The 19,699-nt window shown below is 67.0% G+C and carries 21 protein-coding genes; 6 read left to right on the top strand and 15 right to left on the bottom strand.

Going from position 1 to position 19,699, the window contains the following annotated elements; translation table 11 throughout:
- Genes ACGGKE_RS13740 through ACGGKE_RS13710 form a run of 7 tightly spaced genes read right to left on the bottom strand, consistent with a single transcriptional unit; the run spans nt 1 to nt 6,789 of the window.
- Nucleotides 1–426, bottom strand: a complete 426-nt coding sequence (locus ACGGKE_RS13740; protein ID WP_228166069.1) for a hypothetical protein — start codon at nt 424–426, stop codon at nt 1–3.
- Nucleotides 423–1,751, bottom strand: coding sequence for a FliI/YscN family ATPase (locus ACGGKE_RS13735; RefSeq protein WP_228166070.1), 1,329 nt, complete (start codon nt 1,749–1,751; stop codon nt 423–425). The genes ACGGKE_RS13740 and ACGGKE_RS13735 overlap by 4 nt, the downstream gene beginning before the upstream one ends.
- Nucleotides 1,748–2,386, bottom strand: coding sequence for a FliH/SctL family protein (locus tag ACGGKE_RS13730; RefSeq protein ID WP_394438722.1), 639 nt, complete (start codon nt 2,384–2,386; stop codon nt 1,748–1,750). Before ACGGKE_RS13730 ends, ACGGKE_RS13735 begins: the two co-directional genes overlap by 4 nt.
- Complete coding sequence (gene fliG, locus ACGGKE_RS13725) at nt 2,379–3,395, bottom strand: flagellar motor switch protein FliG (protein ID WP_228166072.1); 1,017 nt, start codon at nt 3,393–3,395, stop codon at nt 2,379–2,381. Before fliG ends, ACGGKE_RS13730 begins: the two co-directional genes overlap by 8 nt.
- Nucleotides 3,388–5,142 carry a flagellar basal-body MS-ring/collar protein FliF gene (gene fliF, locus ACGGKE_RS13720; protein WP_394438721.1) on the bottom strand — a complete coding sequence of 585 codons (1,755 nt, stop codon included), beginning with the start codon at nt 5,140–5,142 and terminating at the stop codon, nt 3,388–3,390. Before fliF ends, fliG begins: the two co-directional genes overlap by 8 nt.
- 4 nt (nt 5,143–5,146) lie before the next feature.
- A complete protein-coding gene (gene fliE / locus ACGGKE_RS13715) occupies nt 5,147–5,506 on the bottom strand; it encodes a flagellar hook-basal body complex protein FliE (protein WP_394438720.1) in 360 nt (119 codons plus the stop codon).
- A 14-nt stretch (nt 5,507–5,520) separates the two neighbouring features.
- The gene (locus ACGGKE_RS13710; protein WP_394438718.1) at nt 5,521–6,789 is read right to left on the bottom strand and encodes a sigma 54-interacting transcriptional regulator; all 1,269 of its coding nucleotides are present in this window, start codon (nt 6,787–6,789) and stop codon (nt 5,521–5,523) included.
- 304 nt (nt 6,790–7,093) lie between these two features.
- On the opposite strand from ACGGKE_RS13710, the gene ACGGKE_RS13705 reads away from it, so the two are divergent.
- The 3 genes from ACGGKE_RS13705 (at nt 7,094) to mdoH (ending at nt 11,574) form a co-directional block, all read left to right on the top strand.
- Nucleotides 7,094–7,909, top strand: coding sequence for a flagellin (locus tag ACGGKE_RS13705; RefSeq protein WP_394438717.1), 816 nt, complete (start codon nt 7,094–7,096; stop codon nt 7,907–7,909).
- 212 nt (nt 7,910–8,121) lie between these two features.
- On the top strand, nt 8,122–9,630 hold the full coding sequence (locus tag ACGGKE_RS13700; protein WP_394442028.1) for a glucan biosynthesis protein: 1,509 nt from the start codon (nt 8,122–8,124) through the stop codon (nt 9,628–9,630).
- Between the two features lie 63 nt (nt 9,631–9,693).
- Nucleotides 9,694–11,574: a glucans biosynthesis glucosyltransferase MdoH gene (mdoH, locus tag ACGGKE_RS13695; RefSeq protein WP_394438716.1), complete on the top strand. Its 1,881-nt coding sequence runs from the start codon at nt 9,694–9,696 to the stop codon at nt 11,572–11,574.
- A 108-nt stretch (nt 11,575–11,682) separates the two neighbouring features.
- On the opposite strand, the gene ACGGKE_RS13690 is transcribed toward mdoH, so the two are convergent.
- The 8 genes from ACGGKE_RS13690 to ACGGKE_RS13655 all read right to left on the bottom strand — a co-directional run bounded on the left by ACGGKE_RS13690 (nt 11,683) and on the right by ACGGKE_RS13655 (nt 17,998).
- Nucleotides 11,683–12,414 carry a sigma-70 family RNA polymerase sigma factor gene (locus tag ACGGKE_RS13690; protein WP_228166079.1) on the bottom strand — a complete coding sequence of 244 codons (732 nt, stop codon included), beginning with the start codon at nt 12,412–12,414 and terminating at the stop codon, nt 11,683–11,685.
- A gap of 25 nt (nt 12,415–12,439) precedes the next feature.
- Entirely contained in the window at nt 12,440–14,572 is a 2,133-nt protein-coding gene (gene flhA / locus ACGGKE_RS13685; RefSeq protein ID WP_394438715.1) for a flagellar biosynthesis protein FlhA, read from the bottom strand.
- A gap of 9 nt (nt 14,573–14,581) precedes the next feature.
- Entirely contained in the window at nt 14,582–15,415 is an 834-nt protein-coding gene (locus ACGGKE_RS13680; protein ID WP_394438714.1) for a lytic transglycosylase domain-containing protein, read from the bottom strand.
- Between the two features lie 146 nt (nt 15,416–15,561).
- Nucleotides 15,562–15,870, bottom strand: a complete 309-nt coding sequence (locus ACGGKE_RS13675; RefSeq protein WP_394438713.1) for a hypothetical protein — start codon at nt 15,868–15,870, stop codon at nt 15,562–15,564.
- A 12-nt stretch (nt 15,871–15,882) separates the two neighbouring features.
- Nucleotides 15,883–16,161, bottom strand: coding sequence for a flagellar biosynthesis anti-sigma factor FlgM (flgM, locus tag ACGGKE_RS13670; RefSeq protein WP_394438712.1), 279 nt, complete (start codon nt 16,159–16,161; stop codon nt 15,883–15,885).
- Nucleotides 16,162–16,206: 45 nt separating this feature from the next.
- Nucleotides 16,207–16,776, bottom strand: a complete 570-nt coding sequence (locus ACGGKE_RS13665) for a flagella basal body P-ring formation protein FlgA (protein ID WP_228166084.1) — start codon at nt 16,774–16,776, stop codon at nt 16,207–16,209.
- A 62-nt stretch (nt 16,777–16,838) separates the two neighbouring features.
- Nucleotides 16,839–17,333, bottom strand: coding sequence for a flagellar motor protein MotB (locus ACGGKE_RS13660; protein WP_394438711.1), 495 nt, complete (start codon nt 17,331–17,333; stop codon nt 16,839–16,841).
- Complete coding sequence (locus ACGGKE_RS13655) at nt 17,330–17,998, bottom strand: MotA/TolQ/ExbB proton channel family protein (protein WP_394438710.1); 669 nt, start codon at nt 17,996–17,998, stop codon at nt 17,330–17,332. Before ACGGKE_RS13655 ends, ACGGKE_RS13660 begins: the two co-directional genes overlap by 4 nt.
- Nucleotides 17,999–18,241: 243 nt before the next feature.
- Here ACGGKE_RS13655 and flgB point away from each other — a divergent pair, with 243 nt between their 5' ends.
- From flgB to ACGGKE_RS13640, 3 genes are read left to right on the top strand one after another with little or no spacing between them, the layout of a single operon-like run.
- Nucleotides 18,242–18,613 carry a flagellar basal body rod protein FlgB gene (gene flgB / locus ACGGKE_RS13650; RefSeq protein WP_228166222.1) on the top strand — a complete coding sequence of 124 codons (372 nt, stop codon included), beginning with the start codon at nt 18,242–18,244 and terminating at the stop codon, nt 18,611–18,613.
- Nucleotides 18,614–18,615: 2 nt separating this feature from the next.
- Complete coding sequence (gene flgC, locus ACGGKE_RS13645) at nt 18,616–19,026, top strand: flagellar basal body rod protein FlgC (protein ID WP_228166087.1); 411 nt, start codon at nt 18,616–18,618, stop codon at nt 19,024–19,026.
- On the top strand, nt 19,023–19,682 hold the full coding sequence (locus tag ACGGKE_RS13640) for a flagellar hook assembly protein FlgD (RefSeq protein ID WP_394438709.1): 660 nt from the start codon (nt 19,023–19,025) through the stop codon (nt 19,680–19,682). The genes flgC and ACGGKE_RS13640 overlap by 4 nt, the downstream gene beginning before the upstream one ends.
- The last annotated feature ends 17 nt before the right edge of the window (nt 19,683–19,699 follow it).

The following is a 19,699-nucleotide window of genomic DNA, read 5'->3' as shown; positions in this document are numbered from 1 at the left end:
TCAACTTTCCTCGTTGCGCTGCATCCGCCGATAGCGCGGCAGAGCGGCAAGCTTGTTCTCGCGCCATTCCTCCAGGTTCGCGCGGGCGCGGTCCTTAAGGCGGCTGGCAATTTCCTTCTCGCGGTTCGCTGCAAGAGTCATGCCTTCTTTGACTTCGACATTGCGGCGCGCGTCATACAGCGCGCCGTCGAGCTGGCGGCTGGCCTGTTCGAGCCGGGTCGCAAGCTCCTGCATCGCGGCGAAGGACGCGCCGGTCGCCATGCCCTGCGTTTCGAACAATTCGCTGCGCACGGCGCGCAGCCGCTCCAGATTATGAGCGATGCCATTGGCCTCGTCGCGGGCGCGCGCGGTTTCGGCAACCGCCATACTGTGCTGGACCGCACGCACGCGCAGCACGCGCTGGCGGCGATTGACCAGACCCTTCACGCGCCAAAGCCGGCGATGAGCGCGGCGGCGCTGGTGTCGAGGTCGATGCGGCTTTTCTGATCCTGCCGGATGAAGTCGAGGATTTCCTGGCGGCGCTTGACCGCTTCGTCGATCACCGGATCATTGCCCGGGCGATAGGCACCCATCAGGATGAGATCGCGATTTTCCTCATAGGCGGCCCAGAGGCGGCGATAGCCGGCCGCGGCCTGCCGATGTTCGTCGGGCACCACATCGGCCATCACGCGCGACAGCGACTTGCCGATGTCGATGGCGGGAAAGATCGCCTGTTCCGACAACTGGCGCGACAGCACAAAATGCCCGTCGACAATGGCGCGGGCGGCGTCGACGATCGGATCGTCGGTGTCGTCGCCATCGGCCAGCACGGTATAGAGCGCAGTGATCGACCCGCCGGTGCGGGCGTCCACGCCGGCCCGTTCGACCAGGCGCGGGATGAGCGCGAGGGCCGAGGGCGGATAGCCCTTCATCGCCGGCGGTTCGCCCAGAGCCAGGCCGATTTCGCGCTGGGCATGGGCACAGCGAGTGAGGCTGTCGATCAGCAGCAGCACCTTCTTGCCACGGGCGCGGAAATATTCGGCGATGGCGGTGGCGCGCGCGGCGGCGCGCAGGCGCAGCACCGGCGGATGATCGGCGGGCACGGCGACGACGATCGACTTGTGCATCGCGCCCTTGAGCTTGGTTTCGAGGAAGTCGCTGACTTCGCGGCCGCGCTCGCCGATCAGGCCGGTGACGACGATGTCGGCTTCGGCGCCGGCGATCATCTGCCCCATCAGCACCGACTTGCCGACGCCCGAGCCCGCAATGATGGCGATGCGCTGGCCGCGCCCGGCGGTCAGCAGCGCGTTGACGGCGCGCACGCCCAGGTCGAAGGGTTCGGTGACACGGCCGCGATCAAGCACATTGCCCTTGACGCCATTGAGCGGCCAGCTGCCGCCGGCGATGATCGGGCCCTTGCGATCGAGCGGCTGGCCCATGGCGTCGATGACGCGGCCGATCAGGCCGTCGCCCACCTGCACCATGTTCGCCTGGCTGTCGGGTTCGACGCGAATGCCGTTTTCCAGCGGCGCGTCGGCGTCCAGCGGCACCAGCAGGGTGCGGTCGCCACGAAAGCCCACGACTTCGGCGCGGCAGATCGACCCGTCGCTGGCCAGAACGCGAGCCCCCGATCCGATCGGGCGGCGAAAGCCGGTGACTTCCAGCATGCCCGCATCATGGCTGACCAGGCGACCGACATGGCGGGGCGCGCGGTTCTGCACCTGCAGATGATCGAACAGGCTTTCGGCCTGGCGCAGCGCGGCCTGGATCACGACTTGCCCTCCATATCATCCATCAGCGCGCGCAGGCGCGACAGGCGCACGTCCGGGCCATCCTCGACCCAGCCGTCGGCAGTCTCCAGCCGGACACAGCCGCGATGCATCGCCTTGTCCGCGATCATGGGCACGCCGATCGCCTCGCCTTCCAGCAGGGCGACGTCGTCGGGATGCAGGTGCAGCGCGCTCTTGTCCTGATTGCTTTCGATGAAGGCGGCGACCGTGTCGCAGCGCTGGACCAGACGCTCCAGGTCGATCTCGACCTCGCCTACAATCTGTTCGACCAGGCGCACGACCGTGGCCGACAACATGGTGGACAACATGCCGCTGGGCGCGGGAGAGAGCAGTTCCAGCGCTTCGGCAAGGCGCGCGCGCGCCTCGACATCCGCGGCGTTCGCTTCCGCCGTGATGCGGCAGCCTTCGTCGAAGCCGAGCGTGAAGCCCTCCATCCGAGCTTCCTCGACCATGTCGATTTCCGGCTCCACTTCCATCACCGCCCCGCGCATCGCGGCGGTCAGCTGGCCCGGAGGCGCGGTATAGAGGCTGCGAAAGCCGCCTTCGGCCGGGCGAAAGCCCGCAACGGCCACCGGTGCCACGTCCCGCACCGCGTCGGCACCCCAGATCCTAGACAAAGTCGTTGCCCTTTCCGCCGAGCATGATGGTGCCCGCGTCCGCCATGCGGCGCGCGGTGGCGATGATGAGTTTCTGCGCTTCGATCACTTCGGCGAGGCGGATCGGCCCGCGCTCCTCGATCTCATCGGCGATCGCCTGCGCGGCGCGCGCGGACATGCAGCTGAAGATCTTGCCCTTGAGCATATCGTTCGCGCCCTTGAGCGCGACCACCAGCACCGTGCTGTCGATCGTGCGCATCAGCGTGCCCAGATTCTTGTCGTCCATGTCGATGAGGTTGTCGAAGACGAACATCTCCTCCTCGATCGTCTGGGCGATCATCTTGTCGCGCTTGGCGACGGCCTTCATGATCCGCTGCTCATTGTCCTTGCGGACATTGTTCATGATCGCGGCCGCCTCGACCGTGCCGCCGCGCTGCGAGGCCGCGCCCTGCTTGGCCGCGGGTCCGCGCAGCAGCAGCTGCTCCAGATCCTCCAGCGCCTCGTTCGACACGGGGCCGAGCGTGGCGATGCGATAGACGATCTCTTCCTGATATTCGGCGGGCAGCAGCTGCAGCACGTCAGCGGCGACCGGCGCCTCCAGATGCGCGAGCACGATCGCCATGATCTGCGGATGCTCCATCTCGATCAGCACCGCGATTTCCTTGGCGTCCATCCACTTCAGCATTTCCAGCTGAGTGGATCGGGTCGGCGGGGTGATGCGGGCCAGGATGGTTTCCGCACGCTCCTCGCCCAGCGCCTTGGTCATCGCGCCGCGGATATGGCGAGTCGCGCCATAGCCGATGGTGGTGCGCTTCTTGGCCTTGGTGACGAAATGGTCGAGCGCCTCGTTCACTTCCTCGGGATCGACATCCTGCACGTCATACATGGCATAGCCGAGCTGGCGCACTTCGTCGGGCTCAAGGCGCGACAGGATCTGCGCGGCCTCATCCTCGTTGAAGAGCATCAGGAGGACCGCGGCGGCGGCGCTGCCCTTGAGCGCCTCGGGACGGCCGGGGACGATCTCAGGCATTTTCCTTTTCCTTCTTCGCGTCGCGCAGCAGGTCGCGGACGACCAGCGCGGCGCGATCCGGGTCCTGCTTCACGAAGTTGCGAATGAGGTCGGCGCGCTGGGCATAGTCGTAGGTGGAAGAGATCATGTCGAGCGTCACCGGCGCCGAGGGATCGGCCGGATTGGCGACCGCCTGCTTGGTGAGCTCGGTCGAGATCGCCTGGCCGATCGCCTGCTTCTGTTCGGCGCGGTCGGCGGCGGCGGCTTCCTGCGCCGCGGCGCGACGCTTAAGAAGCGGGCGACCGATGCCGAAAGTGACCAGCAAGGCGACCAGCAGAGCCGACACGTTGCGGGCAAGCGGCGCGATCCAGTCGGCCTCGTACCAGGGCGTTTCGGCGGCCGTTTCCTTGACGAAGCTGCGCGAGGAGAGCGCGACCACGTCGCCGCGGGCCTGGTCGAAGCCGACCGCGCCCTTCACCAGCGCTTCAAGCGCGGCGATTTCCTGTGGCGAGCGCGGCTTGCCGTCCGCCCCATTGTCGAGCGCGACGGCGACCGACAGGCGCTTGACGGTGCCGGTGGCGTCGCGGGTGACGGACACTTCGCGGCCCAGCTCGAAATTGCGGTTGAACGTTTCCTCGGTCTTCATCAGCGGGTCGGTGGGCGTGCCGGGCCCTTGCCCCTCAGCGGTTTCGCCCTGCGTCACGGCCTGGCCATTGGGATTGGTCTGGGTGACGGTCGGGTTGACCGGCGCCTGGTTGCTGATCGCACCGGGAATGCCGCTCGCCTCGCCCTTGCCCTGACCGCGCGGATCGGACGCCCAGCTGCCGGTTTCGCTGCGCAGCCGCGCCTCGTCCTGCGGATAGGTTTCGCGAGTCGCCTGGCGCTCGGCGAAGTTCAATTCGGCATGAACCTCGGTCGAGAAATTGCCGTCGCCCAGGATCGGCGTCAGCAGCGCGATCACCGACTGGCGATAGCGATCCTCGATCTTGCCCTGCATGGCGAGCTGGCGATCATCGCCCGCATTGCCGTCATTGTCCGACAGCAGCCGGCCATTCTGGTCGACCAGCGAAATGTCGTCAGGGTTGAGTTCGGGAATGGAGGAGGCGACCAGATGCACGATCGCGCTCACCTGCTGTTCGGTCAGGCGACGGCCGTTCGCCAGGCGCAGCATCACCGACGCCGACGGCTTGGAGCGTTCGCGCAGGAACACGCTGGGCGGTTCCACGGCCAGATGCACCTTGGCGCTTTCGACGCTGTCAATCGCCTCGATCGTGCGGGCCAGGTCCATCTCGCGGGCCGACCGCAGCTTTTCGCCCTCGACCGCGCGCGATGCGCCCATCGGCAGGCTGTCGATCATGCTGTTGCCGTCGGGCGCGCTCTTGGGCAGGCCTTGGGCGGCAAGCATCATCTTCGCCTTGAAATAATCATCCTCCGCGACCGTCATCGCGCCCGAACTGTCGAAGTCGTAGCGCACGCCATTCTGGTCGAGCACCTGCGCGACGGCCGATTTGTCGGCATCGGGCAGGCCGCGGAACAGGTCGCGCTGCGGCGGTTCGCGCAGCGCCAGCCAGGCCGCGCCGGCGACCGCGACGGTGCCGATGAGGCCGAGCAGCGGCAGGCTCTTGGCGACGGCCGGCTGCTTCATGAAGCCGGTGACGCGCGCCTTGAGCGCATCCATGCCCTTGGCGCCGCCCATGGCGGGCGCCGCGGCGGCGGGGAGAGCAGGCGCACCAGCGCCGACGGTGGTGGAAAGGGCGTTCTCGCTCATGGGATCAGACCGGCATGCTCATGATGTCCTTATAGGCGGACAGAAGTTTGTTGCGGACTTGCAGGGTCGCCTCGAAGCTGACCGAAGCCTGTTGCTTGGCCAGCATGACGCCGGCGATGTCGGTGGTTTCGCCCCGCTCGAACGCGGCGGCGGCCTCGCCGGCCTGGCTCTGCAGCCCGTTGACCTGCTGCAGCGCGCTGCTCAGCGCCTCGGTAAAGGCGCCGGGCTTGGCGTCCTGGACGCCGTTCGCCGCGCCCGCGCCAGCGGCCGGGCCGGTCTGCGCGATGTCGCGCAGCGCCGCATTCTTCTGCAATATGGCGTTGCGGATAGCCATCACGCTATCCGTGGGGGATATGCCGTTCATGTGAGAAGCTCCCGTCAGGCGGCGGCGAGATCACGCATCTCGGCGAGCCGATAGCGCAGCGTGCGTTCCGAAATGCCCAGCTTGCGGGCGGCGGCGGCGCGATGGCCGTCGGTTTCGCGCAGGGCCAGGCGAACCGCTTCCAGCTTCGAATGGCGCGTCAGGTCGCGCAGCAGGATCGGCTCGGCGGCGGCGGCGGGCACCGCGGTGCCGGCGACGATGCGCAGCGGCTGGGGCGCGCCGGAGATATGCAGGTCGGCCGCATCGATGCGGTCGCCTTCGCGCAGCACCAGCGCGCGCTGGAGCACATTACCCAGCTCGCGCGCGTTGCCGGGCCAGCCATGGGCGGCCAGCTTGTCGAGCGCGGCGGCGGTCGGCCACACGAAACCGTTCTTCGCGCCGTCCTGCTGGCGCAGCAGCATGGCGGCGGCGATGGCGGCGATGTCGCCGCGGCGGTCGGCCAACGGGCGCAGTTCCAGCGCCATGACGTTGAGCCGCCAGTAAAGATCCTCGCGGAAGCGGCCGGCGGCGACTTCCTGCGCCAGGTTGCGGTTGCAGGCCGCGACGATGCGGACATTGACCGGCACCGGATGGGTGGCGCCCACGGGCAGCACTTCGCCTTCCTGCAGCGCGCGCAGCAGCTTGGCCTGGAGCGCGAGCGGCAGCTCGGCGATTTCGTCGAGGAACAGCGTGCCGCCGTCCGCCGCCAGGAACAGGCCGTCAGACGATTGGGCGGCCCCGGTGAAGCTGCCCTTCTTGTGGCCGAACAGCATCGCTTCCATCATGGTTTCGGGCAGCGCGGCGCAGTTGACGGCGATGAAGTCGTGACCGGTGCGGCCAGACTGGGCATGTAGGTAGCGCGCCATGCCTTCCTTGCCGGTGCCGGTGTCGCCCTGGATCAGCACGGTGGCGTCGCTGCGGGCGACCCGTGCGGCGAGCGACATCAGATGCGCGCTGGCACCGTCGCCGACCGCGGGAACCGAAACAGGCCGGGCGAGTTCAGCGATCAGGGCGAAGGCGAAGCCCATATCCTCCAGGCCAAAGGCGACGCGCGCCGGCAGGCCGTTGGCGGCGGCAACCAGCGAAGGCGCGCCGTCGATCAGGCTGATGAGGATGTCGCGATGCGTGGCATGACCGATCTCGGTCGCCAGCAGGACGCGACGGCTGTCCTTTTCCCGCGGGCTTTGGGCATCGACGATGCGCACGCTGTAGAAGGCATTTTCGAGCCAGTGCTGGAGCCCAGGAACGAGCGCGCAGACCCCACGGCTCACGTCAAGCGATGACATGAACTTTTCCCACCTAATTGTCTGGCTTGTGCCCCCGCACGCCCCAGTCCCTTCGATGGTTAATCTTTACCCGATCCGTGGTTATCAGATGGTTAACGCGGCAAATCGGTTGCCGCTGGGCGGCAATTTTTTTCCGCCGCTGCCGCTTCAGCTTGTCGCGCGCGCGTAAGGGCCGCGCAAATGCGTCGATTCCAGAAAAATCGCATCGGCCCCTAAAAGCTCCCGCCGCCCCGCCGTTATCCCCTTTCGAGGCCGCAAGCAGCCTGATGGCAGCGACCTGATAGAGACACGGAAAGGGAATATCATGACTGTTATCGGAACCAACACCTCGGCGCTGCGCTCGGCCAACGCTTCTTCTTCGGCCAGCAAGGCTCTGTCGACCGCGATGGAACGCCTGTCGACCGGCAAGCGCATCAACAGCGCGAAGGACGACGCCGCCGGCCTCGCCATCGCTTCCAGCATGACCGCGCAGATCAAGGGCATGACCCAGGGCGTCCGCAACGCCAATGACGGCATCAGCCTGGCGCAGACGGCCGAAGGCGGCCTGGGCGAAGTCAGCAACATGCTGCAGCGCATGCGTGAACTGACGGTCCAGGCGCTGAACGGCACCAACGACGCCGACGCCAAGACCAACATCCAAGCGGAAATCTCGCAGCTCGCCACGCAGATCACCGACACGCTGGCGAACACCGAATTCAACGGCACCAAGCTGTTCGAGGGTTCGACCACCACGGTCAGCATCCAGGCCGGCGCCAACGCTGAAGACGTTGTCGACATCACGCTGGACGACGTGGCCGGCAACGCCGACGTCACCGCCGCCCTGGCCGTCGACGCCACCACGGCGACGACCGCTGACCTGGCGACCTTCGACGACGCGCTGAAGGCGATCGCGACGACCCGCGCCAACCTCGGTGCGGTGCAGAACCGCCTCGAATCGACGGTCAACAACCTGACCAACAACATCACCAACCTGACCGACGCGAAGAGCCGCATCGAAGACGCCGACTTCTCGTCGGAAACGACCGCTCTCGCCAAGCAGCAGATCCTCAGCCAGGCGTCGACCGCGATGCTGGCCCAGGCCAACCAGAGCCAGCAGGGCGTGCTGAAGCTGATCGGCTAAGGATGACGAAATTGGCCGGCTGAGGTCTTGGTCACCGCCAGCCGCCCAATGGAGCCCCCGGCGCATCAACAGTCCCCACCGCGCCGGGGGCGACACCTTCGATCGAACGACCAGCCTGTTTGAAGCCTCCGTCCCCCCGGGCGGAGGCTTCTTTCGTTTCGGGCGGGATACAAGACTTGGCTCGATCGTTTTGCCGGTCCATGACCCAGACCATGACGAAGATCGATCGGCGCGCGATGATCGCCGCCTCGGGCGCCGCCCTCCTCCTGCCCTCCGCGCTCGGCGCGCAAAGCCTGATCGGCAATCGCCCCGCGCCCTTCTCTTGGGAACGGCTGGTGGCGCAGGCGCAGCAGTTGACCCGCACCCCCTTCAAGGAGACGCCGGCGCATCCCGGCGCGGCGAAGGTCGATTATATCGCCCAGCATGAAGCGCGCTTTCGCGACGAGCGCACCTTGTGGGGCGACCTGCCCGGCGACACGGGCATCCGCTTCTTCCCGCTATCCCAATATTCCACCCAGCCGGTGACGATCGCGACCGTGGACAATGGCCGCGCGACCCCGCTGCGCTATGACGCGGACATGTTCGACGCGCCGGCGGGCAATGCAGTCAAGGCGCTGGGCCCCGATGCGGGCTTCGCCGGTTTCCGCATCATGAACGCCGCGCGCGACGGCGACTGGCTGTCCTTCCTGGGCGCCAGCTATTTCCGCGCGCCCAGCCCGCAGAAGCAGTTCGGCCTGTCCGCCCGCGCGATCGCGATCAACACCAGCCTGGGCAAGGAGGAGTTTCCGCGCTTCACCCATTTCTGGCTGGAGCGGACGGGCGAGCACAGCGTAACCATTTATGCGCTGCTCGACGGCGCTTCCATCACCGGCGCCTATCGCTTTGTGAGCAGCCTGGGCGCCGACGGCGTGCATCAGGACGTGACCGCCGCCCTGTTCCCGCGCCGGCCGATCGAGGAACTGGGCCTGATGGCGATGACCAGCATGTTCTGGTATGATCAGGCAAACCGCGGCAAGGGCACCGATTGGCGACCCGAAATCCACGACAGCGACATTTTGTCGATCGCCAGCGCCGATGGCACCGCCCATGCCCGGCCGATCATCAATCCCCCCACGCCGCTGGTCAGCGCCTTTGCCGAGCGCGACCCCATGGGCTTCGGCCTTGTCCAGCGCGACCGCGATTTCGACCATTATCAGGATGACGGCGTCTATTATGATCGCCGGCCCACCCTGTGGGCGACGCCGACCCGCGCGCTCGGACAAGGCGAAGTGCGGCTCTACAGCTTCCCGACCGACAGCGAATATACCGACAATGTCGTTGCCTACTGGACTCCGCAGGCCGCGGCCGTTCCCGGCCGGCGGATCGACGCCAGCTACCGCGTCGACTGGAGCGCTGCGCGCGCGCCGGCGTCGGCTGCCTCAGGGCAGAAGGTCGCGATCGTCGAGAATGTGTGGCGCGGGCGCGGCGACGAAGAGGGCAGCGACCGGCTGGTGGTCGATTTCGCCGGTGTGGCCGATGGCGCCAAGCCTGACATCTGGACCGACATCAGCGCCGGCACGATGCTCAAGACAGCGGGCTATCCGGTGCTGGGGCAGCCGGGCCTCTATCGCATGGTGCTCGACCTGCGGCGCGAAGGGACCGGGCTGACCGATATCCGGGCGCAGCTGCGCCTGGGCGGACGTGCAATCAGCGAGTATCTGCACTATCCTGTCGGCCCCTGAGGGGAACCGTTGCGGACGCAAGCGGTTCTGACGCTCGGGTCATTAGCAGACGGGTCTGGGATCATGGGGAATGGACGCGCGCCGTCGATCGGATCGACAGGCGAGGACAAGCCATTGGCGCGGGCCTTCGAACAGGTGCCCGCCGAAAGCCCGCTCGCCATGCCCGAGCAGGATTTCGACACGGCTCCGCCGCTGATCGCGCGCCGCCGCTTCAACATCGACCTGTGGGCGCGCCGGCTGCTGGTCGTTACTCTGACCCTGATCCCCGCCGCGCTCGCCGCGCATGAGATGCGCCGGTCGATCGGCCTCGACGGCATCAGCGTCATGGAGGGCGTCTATCTTACCCTCTTCATCTCGCTCTTCGCCTGGATCGCCTTCGGCTTCGCGACCGCCGCCATCGGCTTCCTGTTGTTGACCGCGGGCAAGGGGCGCAGCGTCACCCCCCGCCCCCTGCGCGCGTCGGAACCGCTGCGCGGCAAGACCGCCATCTTGCTGCCCGTGTGCAACGAGGATTTTCTGGGCGTGCTCGGCCGCCTGTCCATCATGGAGCGCAGCCTGGCGCAGGTGATGGGCGGCGAGCGGTTCGAATTCTTCATCCTCTCCGATTCCAACGCCGAAAGCGGCGAGACGGAAAAGCGCGCCTATCAGGAAATGCGCGACTCCTTCTCGCGCCCCGTCCATTATCGCCGCCGCGCGCTCAATATCGGCCGCAAGCCCGGCAACATCGCCGAATGGGTGCAGCGCTTCGGCGGCGGCTATGATCATATGATCGTGCTGGACGCCGACAGCATCATGAGCGGCCAGACCATGGCACGCCTGGCCGCCGACATGGAGCGGCACCCCCATGTCGGCCTGATCCAGACCGTGCCCACGGTCATGGGCGCGGCGACCCTGTTCGCGCGCTGGCAGCAATTCGCCAGCCGCCTGTTCGGGCCAATCTCGGCCGCGGGCATGATCTGGTGGGCCGGTTCGGAAGGCATGTTCTGGGGCCACAATGCGATCGTGCGCGTGCGCGCCTTCGCCGAAAGCTGCGGCCTGCCGGAACTCCCCGGCCGCGCGCCCTTTGGCGGCCATATCCTCAGCCACGACATGCTGGAGGCGGCGTTGCTGCGCCGGCGCGGCTGGGACGTGCACATGGTGACGGCCGACGACAGTTTCGAGGAATTCCCGCCGTCCATGCCCGACCTCTTCACCCGCGATCGCCGCTGGTGCCAAGGCAATATCCAGCATGTGCCGCTGCTGATCCGCATCGCCGGGCTTCATCCGCTCAGCCGCTTCCAGTTGCTGGTCGGCGCGACCGCCTATTGCACGTCGCCCATGTGGCTGGCGCTGATGCTGGTGGTGCTGGGCGGCGCGGCGAGCGGTTATTGGCCGCCGGCGCAGGTGCTGCCGTCGGGCGCATTGCTGGGCGTGACGGCCGTGCTGCTGTTCGGGCCCAAGATCCTCGCCATCCTCTGGGCGATGGCGGACCCGGCGCGGCGCATCGGCTTTGGCGGCGCGGCCCGGATGACGCGCGGCGTCATCGTCGACATCCTCCTGTCCATCCTGATGGCGCCGGTCGCGATGCTGACCCAGACGATCAACCTCGTCACCATATTGATGGGCAAGAAGGCGAGCTGGAACGGGCAGACCCGCGACCGCGACGGCATGGCCATCGGCAGCGCGATCTGGCTGTTCAAATGGCATATCCTGCTGGGCGTGGCGTTGACATGGCTGGCGGTGGAGGCGGGCGCTGTCGGCTGGACGCTGCCGGTGGTCGCGGGCCTGTTCGCCGCGCCGCTGCTCGCCGCCATCACCGCGCGCAAGGATCTGGGCCGCCGGGCCGAGGAAAGCGGTCTGTTTCAGGTCGCCGACCCCTGGTGGCGCACGCAAAGCTATCGCCCGCTGCGCTTTCGCTGGCCGACGGGCGAGCGCCGGCGCGCCATCGCGGCGAATGACGAGTAATTTTGGGCGCAGTTATGGGTTGGCATCGGCCGAGCTTGAGCCTTCAGGAAGACATGAGGCTCGTCAACAGACTGATGTGAGCAGAAGGCGAGAGCAGGCCTCCGACGATCACTCGTCCCAGTCGCGCAGCTTCTCGCGCAGCTTGTCGAGCGCGGCCTTCTTGATCTGGCACACGCGCGCCGCGCCGATGTCCAGCGTCTGGCCGATTTCCTCCAGGTTCATTTCCTCAACGAAATAGAGCTGCAGCACCATCGCCTCGCGCTGGGGCAATTCGCCGATGCAGGCGGCGAGCGCCTTCTTGAGCGATTCGCGCTCCAGCACCTGGTCGGCGCGGTCCTCGACATCGGCGAACCACATGGACTGATCGGAATAGACCTCGTCCATGCTGGTGTGCTGCACCATCTCGACGCTGTCGGCGACTTCGCGATAGGCGGCGGGCTCCAGGCCCATCTCGCTCGACATTTCCGCCTCGGTCGGCAGCCGGCCGAGTTGCTGCTCCAGCCGATTGCGGACACCGGCAATTTCTTTCCGCTTGGCCATTGCCGACCGGCAAAGCGTTGCCTGCCGGCGCAGATGGTCGATCATCGCGCCGCGCACGCGCAGCTGCGCATAGGCGGCAAAGCCAAGGCCGCGATCCTCGAAACTGTTGGCGGCCTCCACCAGCGCGACCATGCCGATCTGGAGCAGGTCCTCGACCTCGATGGCGGTGGAAACCCGCCCGTGCACGTGCCAGGCGATCTTGCGCACCAGCGGCATATATTGGCGCGCCAGCCGCTCGGGGCTATGCTCGCCGGGCTTGCCATAGGTGTGTGCGCCAGCCGCGATCTTGTTCATATACATGGCTCAGTCCCTCGGGCCCAGTGTCTCAGGCCACGCGTTCACGCATCTGGTCCTGCCGCGGCAGCGGATCGTGCCGGGGCGCCGGACGCGAGTCGTTTCCTACCACCGCAACTACTTCCACACCCTTACCGTCCGGAATCTCCAGGAAGGACAGCACCGGCGTTTCGGGCAGATGCGGCTTGAACAGGCGGGCAAGCGCCCGGCGCGCCACCGGCGATGTCACGATGGCGAAGTTGCGCGCCTGGCCCAGCATCGGGCGGGCAGCGTTCACCACCTGCTCGACGATGCGGTTGGCGAGGCTGGGTTCGATCGGATGCTTGGCGTCGCCGCCCACGCGCATCGCCTGCGCCAGCATCGCTTCCAGCTCGCCGTCGAGCGTGATGACGGGCAGCGGCATCTTCACCGGCACCAGTCCCTGGATGATGAGCGCGCCGATGCGCTGGCGCACCGCTTCGACCAGCTGTTCGTGGCTCATGTCTGGGCGACCGCCATCGACCATCGCCTCGCAGATGCGGCGGAAATCCTTGAGCGCGATGCCTTCGCTCAGCAGGGCGCGGCACAGCGCGCTGATCTGCGTCAGGTTGAGCAGGCCCGGCGTCAGTCCGTCGACCAGCTGCGGCGCGACGTCCTTCAGATTGTCGAGCAGCTTGCGCGCTTCGTCCAGGCCGAACATCTCTGCCGCGTTCATCGCGATCAGCTGGTTGAGATGGGTGGCGACGACCGTCGGCGGATCGACCACGGTATAGCCCGCGACGACGGCTTCGCTGCGCTTGGCCTGCGCAATCCAGACGGCGTCGAGGCCGAAGGTCGGGTCCTTGGCGGGGCGGCCGGTGACGGTGCCTTCCAGCGCGCCGCTGTCGAGCGCCAGCAGATCCTCGGGCCAGATCTCGTCCTCGCCCACGACGACACCGGCGATAGTGATGCGATACTGATTGGGCTCCAGCGCCAGATTGTCCTTCACGCGCACCATCGGCACGACGAAGCCCAGTTCCTTCGACAGCTGGCGGCGGATGCCAGTGATGCGGGCCATCAGCGGCGCGCCCTTGCGCTCGTCGACCAGGCTGATGAGGCCATAGCCGATCTCCAGGCCCAGGATCGCGCCGTCCGACACGTCATCCCATTCGATGAGCGCGGGATTGGGCGCAGGCGGCAGCGGCGCGGGCTCGGCCGCCTTCTTCTGGCTCGCCTTGCGCAACTGCCAGGCGATGCCGCCGGCGACGGCCGCGGCCGGCAGGATGATCATGTGCGGCATGCCCGGCAGGATGCCCAGGAAGCCCAGGATGGCGGCGACCGGCACCCAGGCCTTGCCGCTGCCGAACTGGCTGGCGACCTGGCCCGACAGGTCCTGCTCGCTCTTGACGCGCGTCACGATGGACGCCGCGGCGATCGACAGCAGCAGCGCGGGGATCTGCGCCACCAGCGCGTCGCCGATGGCCAGGATGATGTAGGTCTGCGCGGCCTCGCCAATGGCCAGCCCGTGGCTGACCACGCCCAGGATGATGCCGCCGATGATGTTGATGACCAGGATCAGGATGCCCGCGACCGCATCGCCCTTCACGAACTTGCTGGCGCCGTCCATCGAACCGTAGAAGTCGGCCTCGGTCGCGACTTCCTGGCGACGAACCTTGGCTTCGTCGGGGGTGAGCAGGCCGGCGTTCAGGTCGGCGTCGATCGCCATCTGCTTGCCCGGCAGGGCGTCCAGGGTGAAGCGCGCCGACACTTCGGACACGCGGCCCGCGCCCTTGGTGATGACCACCAGGTTGATGATCATCAGGATGGCGAAGACGAAGATGCCCACGACATAGTCGCCGCCGATCAGGAAGTGGCCGAAGGCTTCGATCACCTGGCCGGCGGCGTCCGAGCCTTCATGGCCGGACACCAGCACCACGCGGGTCGAGGCGACGTTGAGCGCCAGGCGCAGCAGCGTCGCGAACAGAAGGACGGTCGGGAAGCTGGAAAAATCCAGCGGCTTGGCGGCGTTGAGCGCCACCATCAGCACGGCCAGCGAAATCATGATGTTGGTGATGAAGCCGAGGTCCAGCATGATTGCCGGCACCGGCACCATCATGAACAGCACGACCATCAGGGTGGCGAAAGGCAGCACCGCGCCCTTGGCGGCGCTCATCCAGATTTTCGCTTTGACTTGGGCAGGAGACATGATCGGCCGTTACCTTCCGAGGGTGGCAAGCATGAGATAGGCGAGGCGCGCGGTTTGCGGCTGCGGCCGGACGGTGACGTCGGGCTGCTCGGCAAGGCGCTGGGTTTCGATCCGCACATAATCGGCGGGCTGAACGGTCCTGGCGCCGCTCGGCAGGCCGGCGGCCGCGCTCGAAGCGTCGGCATATTGCACTGGACCGCCCAAGCTGTCGGAGCTTTTCTGGAGCTTGGCGGCGAAGCGGTCGCGAATTTCCGAGAAGCTGCGCGCATTGCCCGACCGGTCGTAGAAGATGGAGCGGTTGGCGCGCGCGGCCGACGGGAACATCGACGCCGCGCTCGCCTGCGGCGCGCGGTCATGCACCGACAGGAACTTGGCCGCGCCCCCCACGCCCAGGAAATGGGCGAGGTAGAGGTCGACAGGCTCGGCTTCGCGGCCCAGGCGGCTTTCCAGATAGGCCTTATTGTCAGCGGCATGCTGCGCGGCCATGACCGACGCGGTTTCAGGATGCTTGCGCAGGTCCAGTATCTGCTGGCGCAGTTCCGGATCGGCGACCTGATAGCGGCCGTTGCTGCTGCGGCTGATGGCGTCCGATGCCCAGCCCAGGCCATATTGGCTGCCATGCTTGTCGATAACGGCGAGCCAGCTCTGGTCAATGAACTGGTAGAGGCCAGTGGCCGAAGAGGTGGAGGCGCGCGCCGTCGGGTTCAGGCTCGATTCGATCTTCGCCTGTCCCAGCAGATAGCTGAAATCGACACCCGTGCGCCGGCTCGCCATGGCGATCGCGTTGGTCACGCGATTGCCGGTCGATCCGGAAGCTGCCGATATGTCTGCGAAAACCGACACGAACTCCATCATCCTCAGTTGCTAGCTGCGGACATTAGAGCAAGCGCCATGCCAAGATTTGGTTAACGCAGCGGCAGGAATTTACAGGCCGCCCAACGAAAAACGGCGCCCGAAGGCGCCGCTTCAAACTTAACGTGAAAAAATTTTCAGCGGCCGTAGGTCAGCGGCGCCGTGCGGGCGCCGTGCGAGGCCAGGAGGGACAGGCGCTGGCTGGCATGGTCGGCCAGCAGGTTGACGCGCACCCGCGCGCTGTCGATCAGCGGCAGCATCGCCCGGATCCGGTCGGCCAGCGCCGGGTCGGACCGCCATGCGCCGATCGCGCGCACGCCGGCGGCGGCGCGGCTGACGCGATGCGTCGCCGATTCGATCGCCGCCACGTCATTGCCGCCCAGCACTTCGCGCAATTCCTCGAACGCGTCGTTCAGATCGTTGAGGGCGGCAAGGCCAAGCGGCATGAGGCGAAATCCTTAATCCTTGGCGGGCAGATCGAGTTCGAGCATCCGCTCGGCGATCGCATCCGGATCGACCGGATAATTGCCCGACGCGATCGCGCTCTTGATCGCGGCGATCTTGTCCATGTCCACAGGGGCGCCTTCGGCCGCCATGCGGGCGGCCGGGCTGGTCGATGCGGCGGCGCTCGACGCGGGGGTGGCGCCGGTCGCGGTGGTGGCGCGCGTCTTGCCGCCTTCCCGCAGGCTGGTCGCGCCGATGGCGCTGCCGATGCTCTGGCCAACAGAGTTGATCATAGGTCTAATCCTTCACTCGTCCTTCCACCCCTATAACGGACAAGTTCAAAAATCATTAAATCCCGGAACGCGCACAACGCCCATTTCCACGATCTGCGCGAAAATCGGCGCGCTTTTGCGGTCTTCGCGCACCCGGATGGTGTCGCCCACGGCGCCGCCTTCGTCCGCAATCATCATGCGCGACACGCTGAAGGCGGCGTTGCCGGCCAGCAGCTGCACCGGATCGCCCTTGCGCACGACATCCTCCTTGGGCGCGGCCATGGCGGCGCGCGTGAAGCGGTTGGGGCTCGCCGCGGCGCCGGGCACCGGGCCATAGCTGGCGGCGGCCACGCCCTTCACCAGCGGCACGCGGATGCGCCAGCCCAGCGCCTCGCACTTCACCATCGCCGCGCCGAAGACCGGGCCTTCGACCGTGGGGGTGGTGGGGCAGGCGGCCAGGCGCAGCCGGCGATCGACAGGGGCGGCGGGCCCGCCCGGCTCGCCCAGATTGGCGCCGACGGTCATCGCGACCAGGCTGTCGATGCGATCGAGATTCTCGAACGTCTGCTGCGCCAGCGCGGGCTGCACGGTGGCGAGCGCGGCGACAGCGAAGAGGATGGACGAAAGGCGAAGCACGGCAGTCTCCTGTCAGGGAACGGTTTCTTGCTCAGACTGCCGCAATTTTCGTGCCAGACGGATCAGCTGCGGAATTTGCGCCCCGGCGCGATGCGGATCCACTGCCCCTGCCCGGCCTGATCCTCCGCCTGATCGAGGCCGCGGATCAGCAGCCGGTCGCGCGCCACGCCGTGCGCCTCCAGCGCGCGCGCCACTGCGCCCAGCCGCGCGGCGGCCAAATCCCATTCGTCGAAGCGCTGGCGGCGCGGATCGGCGCCCTGGCTGCGAATCTCGATCGCCGGGGCCTGCGCGAAACGCCGCGCCAGACGCGCGATCTGCGCCTCGCCCCGCGCGCTCAGCAGCGCTTCGCCGGGCAGGAACAGCTCGGCGGCGCGCAGGGCCGCGCCCTGCGCCATCGGCTGGCCGCCAAATTGCCGGCTGACCTGCGAGAGCATCGCGTCGCGCCGCGATCCGCTCGCCTGCAGCAGCACGAAGAAGGCGAGCAGCAGCAGCAGCAGGTCGGCAAAGCTGATCGCCCAGCGATTGCGCCGGGCGAGCGGGAGGGACTGGGCGGTCATGCGACCTCGCGCATCGCGGCGCGGCGCAGCGGCGCATGTTCACGCCGGGCGATCGCCAGCATGCGGTCCGCCGCCTCGCGCTGCCAGGCCAGTTCGCGCTCCGACAGGTCGGCCAGGCGCGCCGCGATCGGCGCGGCGATCATGTTGGCGATGACGACGCCATAGAAAGTGGTGAGCAGCGCCAGCGCCATGGCGGGCCCCAAGGCGGCGGGATCGTCCATCGCCGCGAACATGCCGATCAGGCCGATGACGGTGCCCGCCATGCCCAGCGCCGGCGCGGCGTCGGCGATGGAGAGCCAGACGCGATGCACGGCGGCATGGCGCTGCGCGCGGTCGGCCAGCAGTTGCGTCGCCCACAGCTCGAAGGCCTCGCTCCGGTCGCAATTGGCGAGCTTGCGGGCGGCGTCGGTCAGGAAGATGTTGGCGGTCTTCACCCGGTCGGTGCAGGACAGGCCGCGCAATTGCGCCACCTGGTCGATCTGGAGCATGGCCGCGCGCGCCGCATCGCGGTCCCGCGCGGGGTCCGCGCGCAGCAGCGGGCGCAGCGCCGCGAACGCTCGCCCCATCGCCCCCGCGCCATTCTGGAACAAGGCGACCAGGCCGATCCCCGCCAGCATCGCCAGCAGCGTCACCGGGTCGAACAAATGGCCGAAAATCGCGAGCATGTCCCTCTAGTCCCCATCCGTTCGCCGACGGCCGGCAACGGCCTGCCGGCAAGCGGCAAAAATTTGCCGCCCTTGCCGCTTCACCCCGCAAGGGCCCGGTTTTCCCAGCATTGCCGCCTTGCCGATGCGTCACCCACGCAATTTGGCACGGCTCTTGCTGATCACAGGCTGGATCACCCGCAGGAGACGCCATCAGGCTTCAGAACGGCGGGTGGAGGAAAACTTTTAGAGCGAATTTTGAGCATGTCGGTGGAAGACAATCTGTTCGGGATCCATGGAAAGGCGCTGGCGCTTCGCTCGCAGCGCCTGTCCCTGCTCGCGTCCAACATCGCCAATGCCTCGACCCCCGGCTACAAGGCGCGCGACATCGATTTCGAAGCCGCGCTCAAGGAAGCGACGGCGCAATCATCCGGCGCATCCTCGACCGACATGGGCCAGGCGGTGGAAGACGCCATGGGCTATCGCGTGCCGCTGCAGCCCAGCCTCGACGGCAATACGGTCGAACTCAGCACCGAACAGACGCTGTTCGCCGAAAACGCCGTCAAATATCGCACGACCCTGTCCTTCCTGGAAGGTCGCATCAACACCATCAACCGCGCGCTGAAGGGAGAATGAGCATGAGCGGCTCTGGCTCCATGAACATTTTCGACATCGCCGGCCGCGCCATGAGCGCGCAGCTGGTGCGGCTGAACACCACCGCGTCCAACATGGCGAACGCCGGCAATGTCACCGGCAGCGCCGAAGAAGCCTACCGCGCGATCAAGCCGGTGTTCACGTCCGTCACGGACAGCCCCGGCGTGTCGACCGTCAAGGTATCGGACGTCGTCACCACCAAGGCCGAGCCGACCAAGCGCCATGATCCCAACCATCCGCTGGCGGACGCCAATGGCGATGTGTGGGAAGCCGCCGTGGATAGCAATGCCGAGCTGGTCGACATGATCGAGACCGCCCGCATGTACCAGAACAATGTTCAGGTGCTCAACACCGCCAAATCGCTGATGCTCGAAACCATAAGGATCGGCAAATGACGACCACTTCAACCGTCACCGACAGCGCCGGGCTTTCGGTCTACAATCCCAACGCGACTGTCGGCACCGGCAGCGCGACGATGGACCAGTCGAGCTTCCTGAAGCTGCTGACCGCGCAGATGCAGTATCAGGACCCGTTCGAACCCGTCGACAATGCCGAAATGGTGTCGCAGATGGCGACCATCACCAATTCGAGCGGCATCGCCGAGATGAACGCCAATCTGGCGTCGATCAAGGAAGAGCTGACCGGCACGCGCCTGGGCGATGCGGCCAGCTGGATCGGCAAGTCGATGCTGGTCCAGAGCAATGTCGCCGTGCCCGATGCGAGCGGCTATTATGCCGGCCAGATCAGCTTCGCCAACGCGACCGATGGCGCCACCGTCGACCTAGTCGATGGCGATGGCAATGTCGTCAAGACGATCGACCTGGGATCGCAGGATGCCGGCGACGTCACCTTCTACTGGGACGGCAAGGACGATGCGGGCGAAACCGTGTCGACCGACGCCCTGCAGGTGAAGGTGAACGGCGCCACGCCCAGCAAGGTCGCGACCTGGGCCACGATCGCCGCCGTCCAGTCACCCGCGGATGGTTCATCCTCCAAACTGATCACCGCGCTCGGCAGCTACAGCCCGTCCGACGCGCTGAGCCTGATGTAACCCCAACCAACCTCCAT

The organism is Sphingobium naphthae (assembly GCF_043589935.1).
In the GTDB taxonomy this organism is placed as follows: domain Bacteria; phylum Pseudomonadota; class Alphaproteobacteria; order Sphingomonadales; family Sphingomonadaceae; genus Sphingobium; species Sphingobium naphthae_A.
This window is presented reverse-complemented; position numbering and strand designations above follow the sequence as displayed.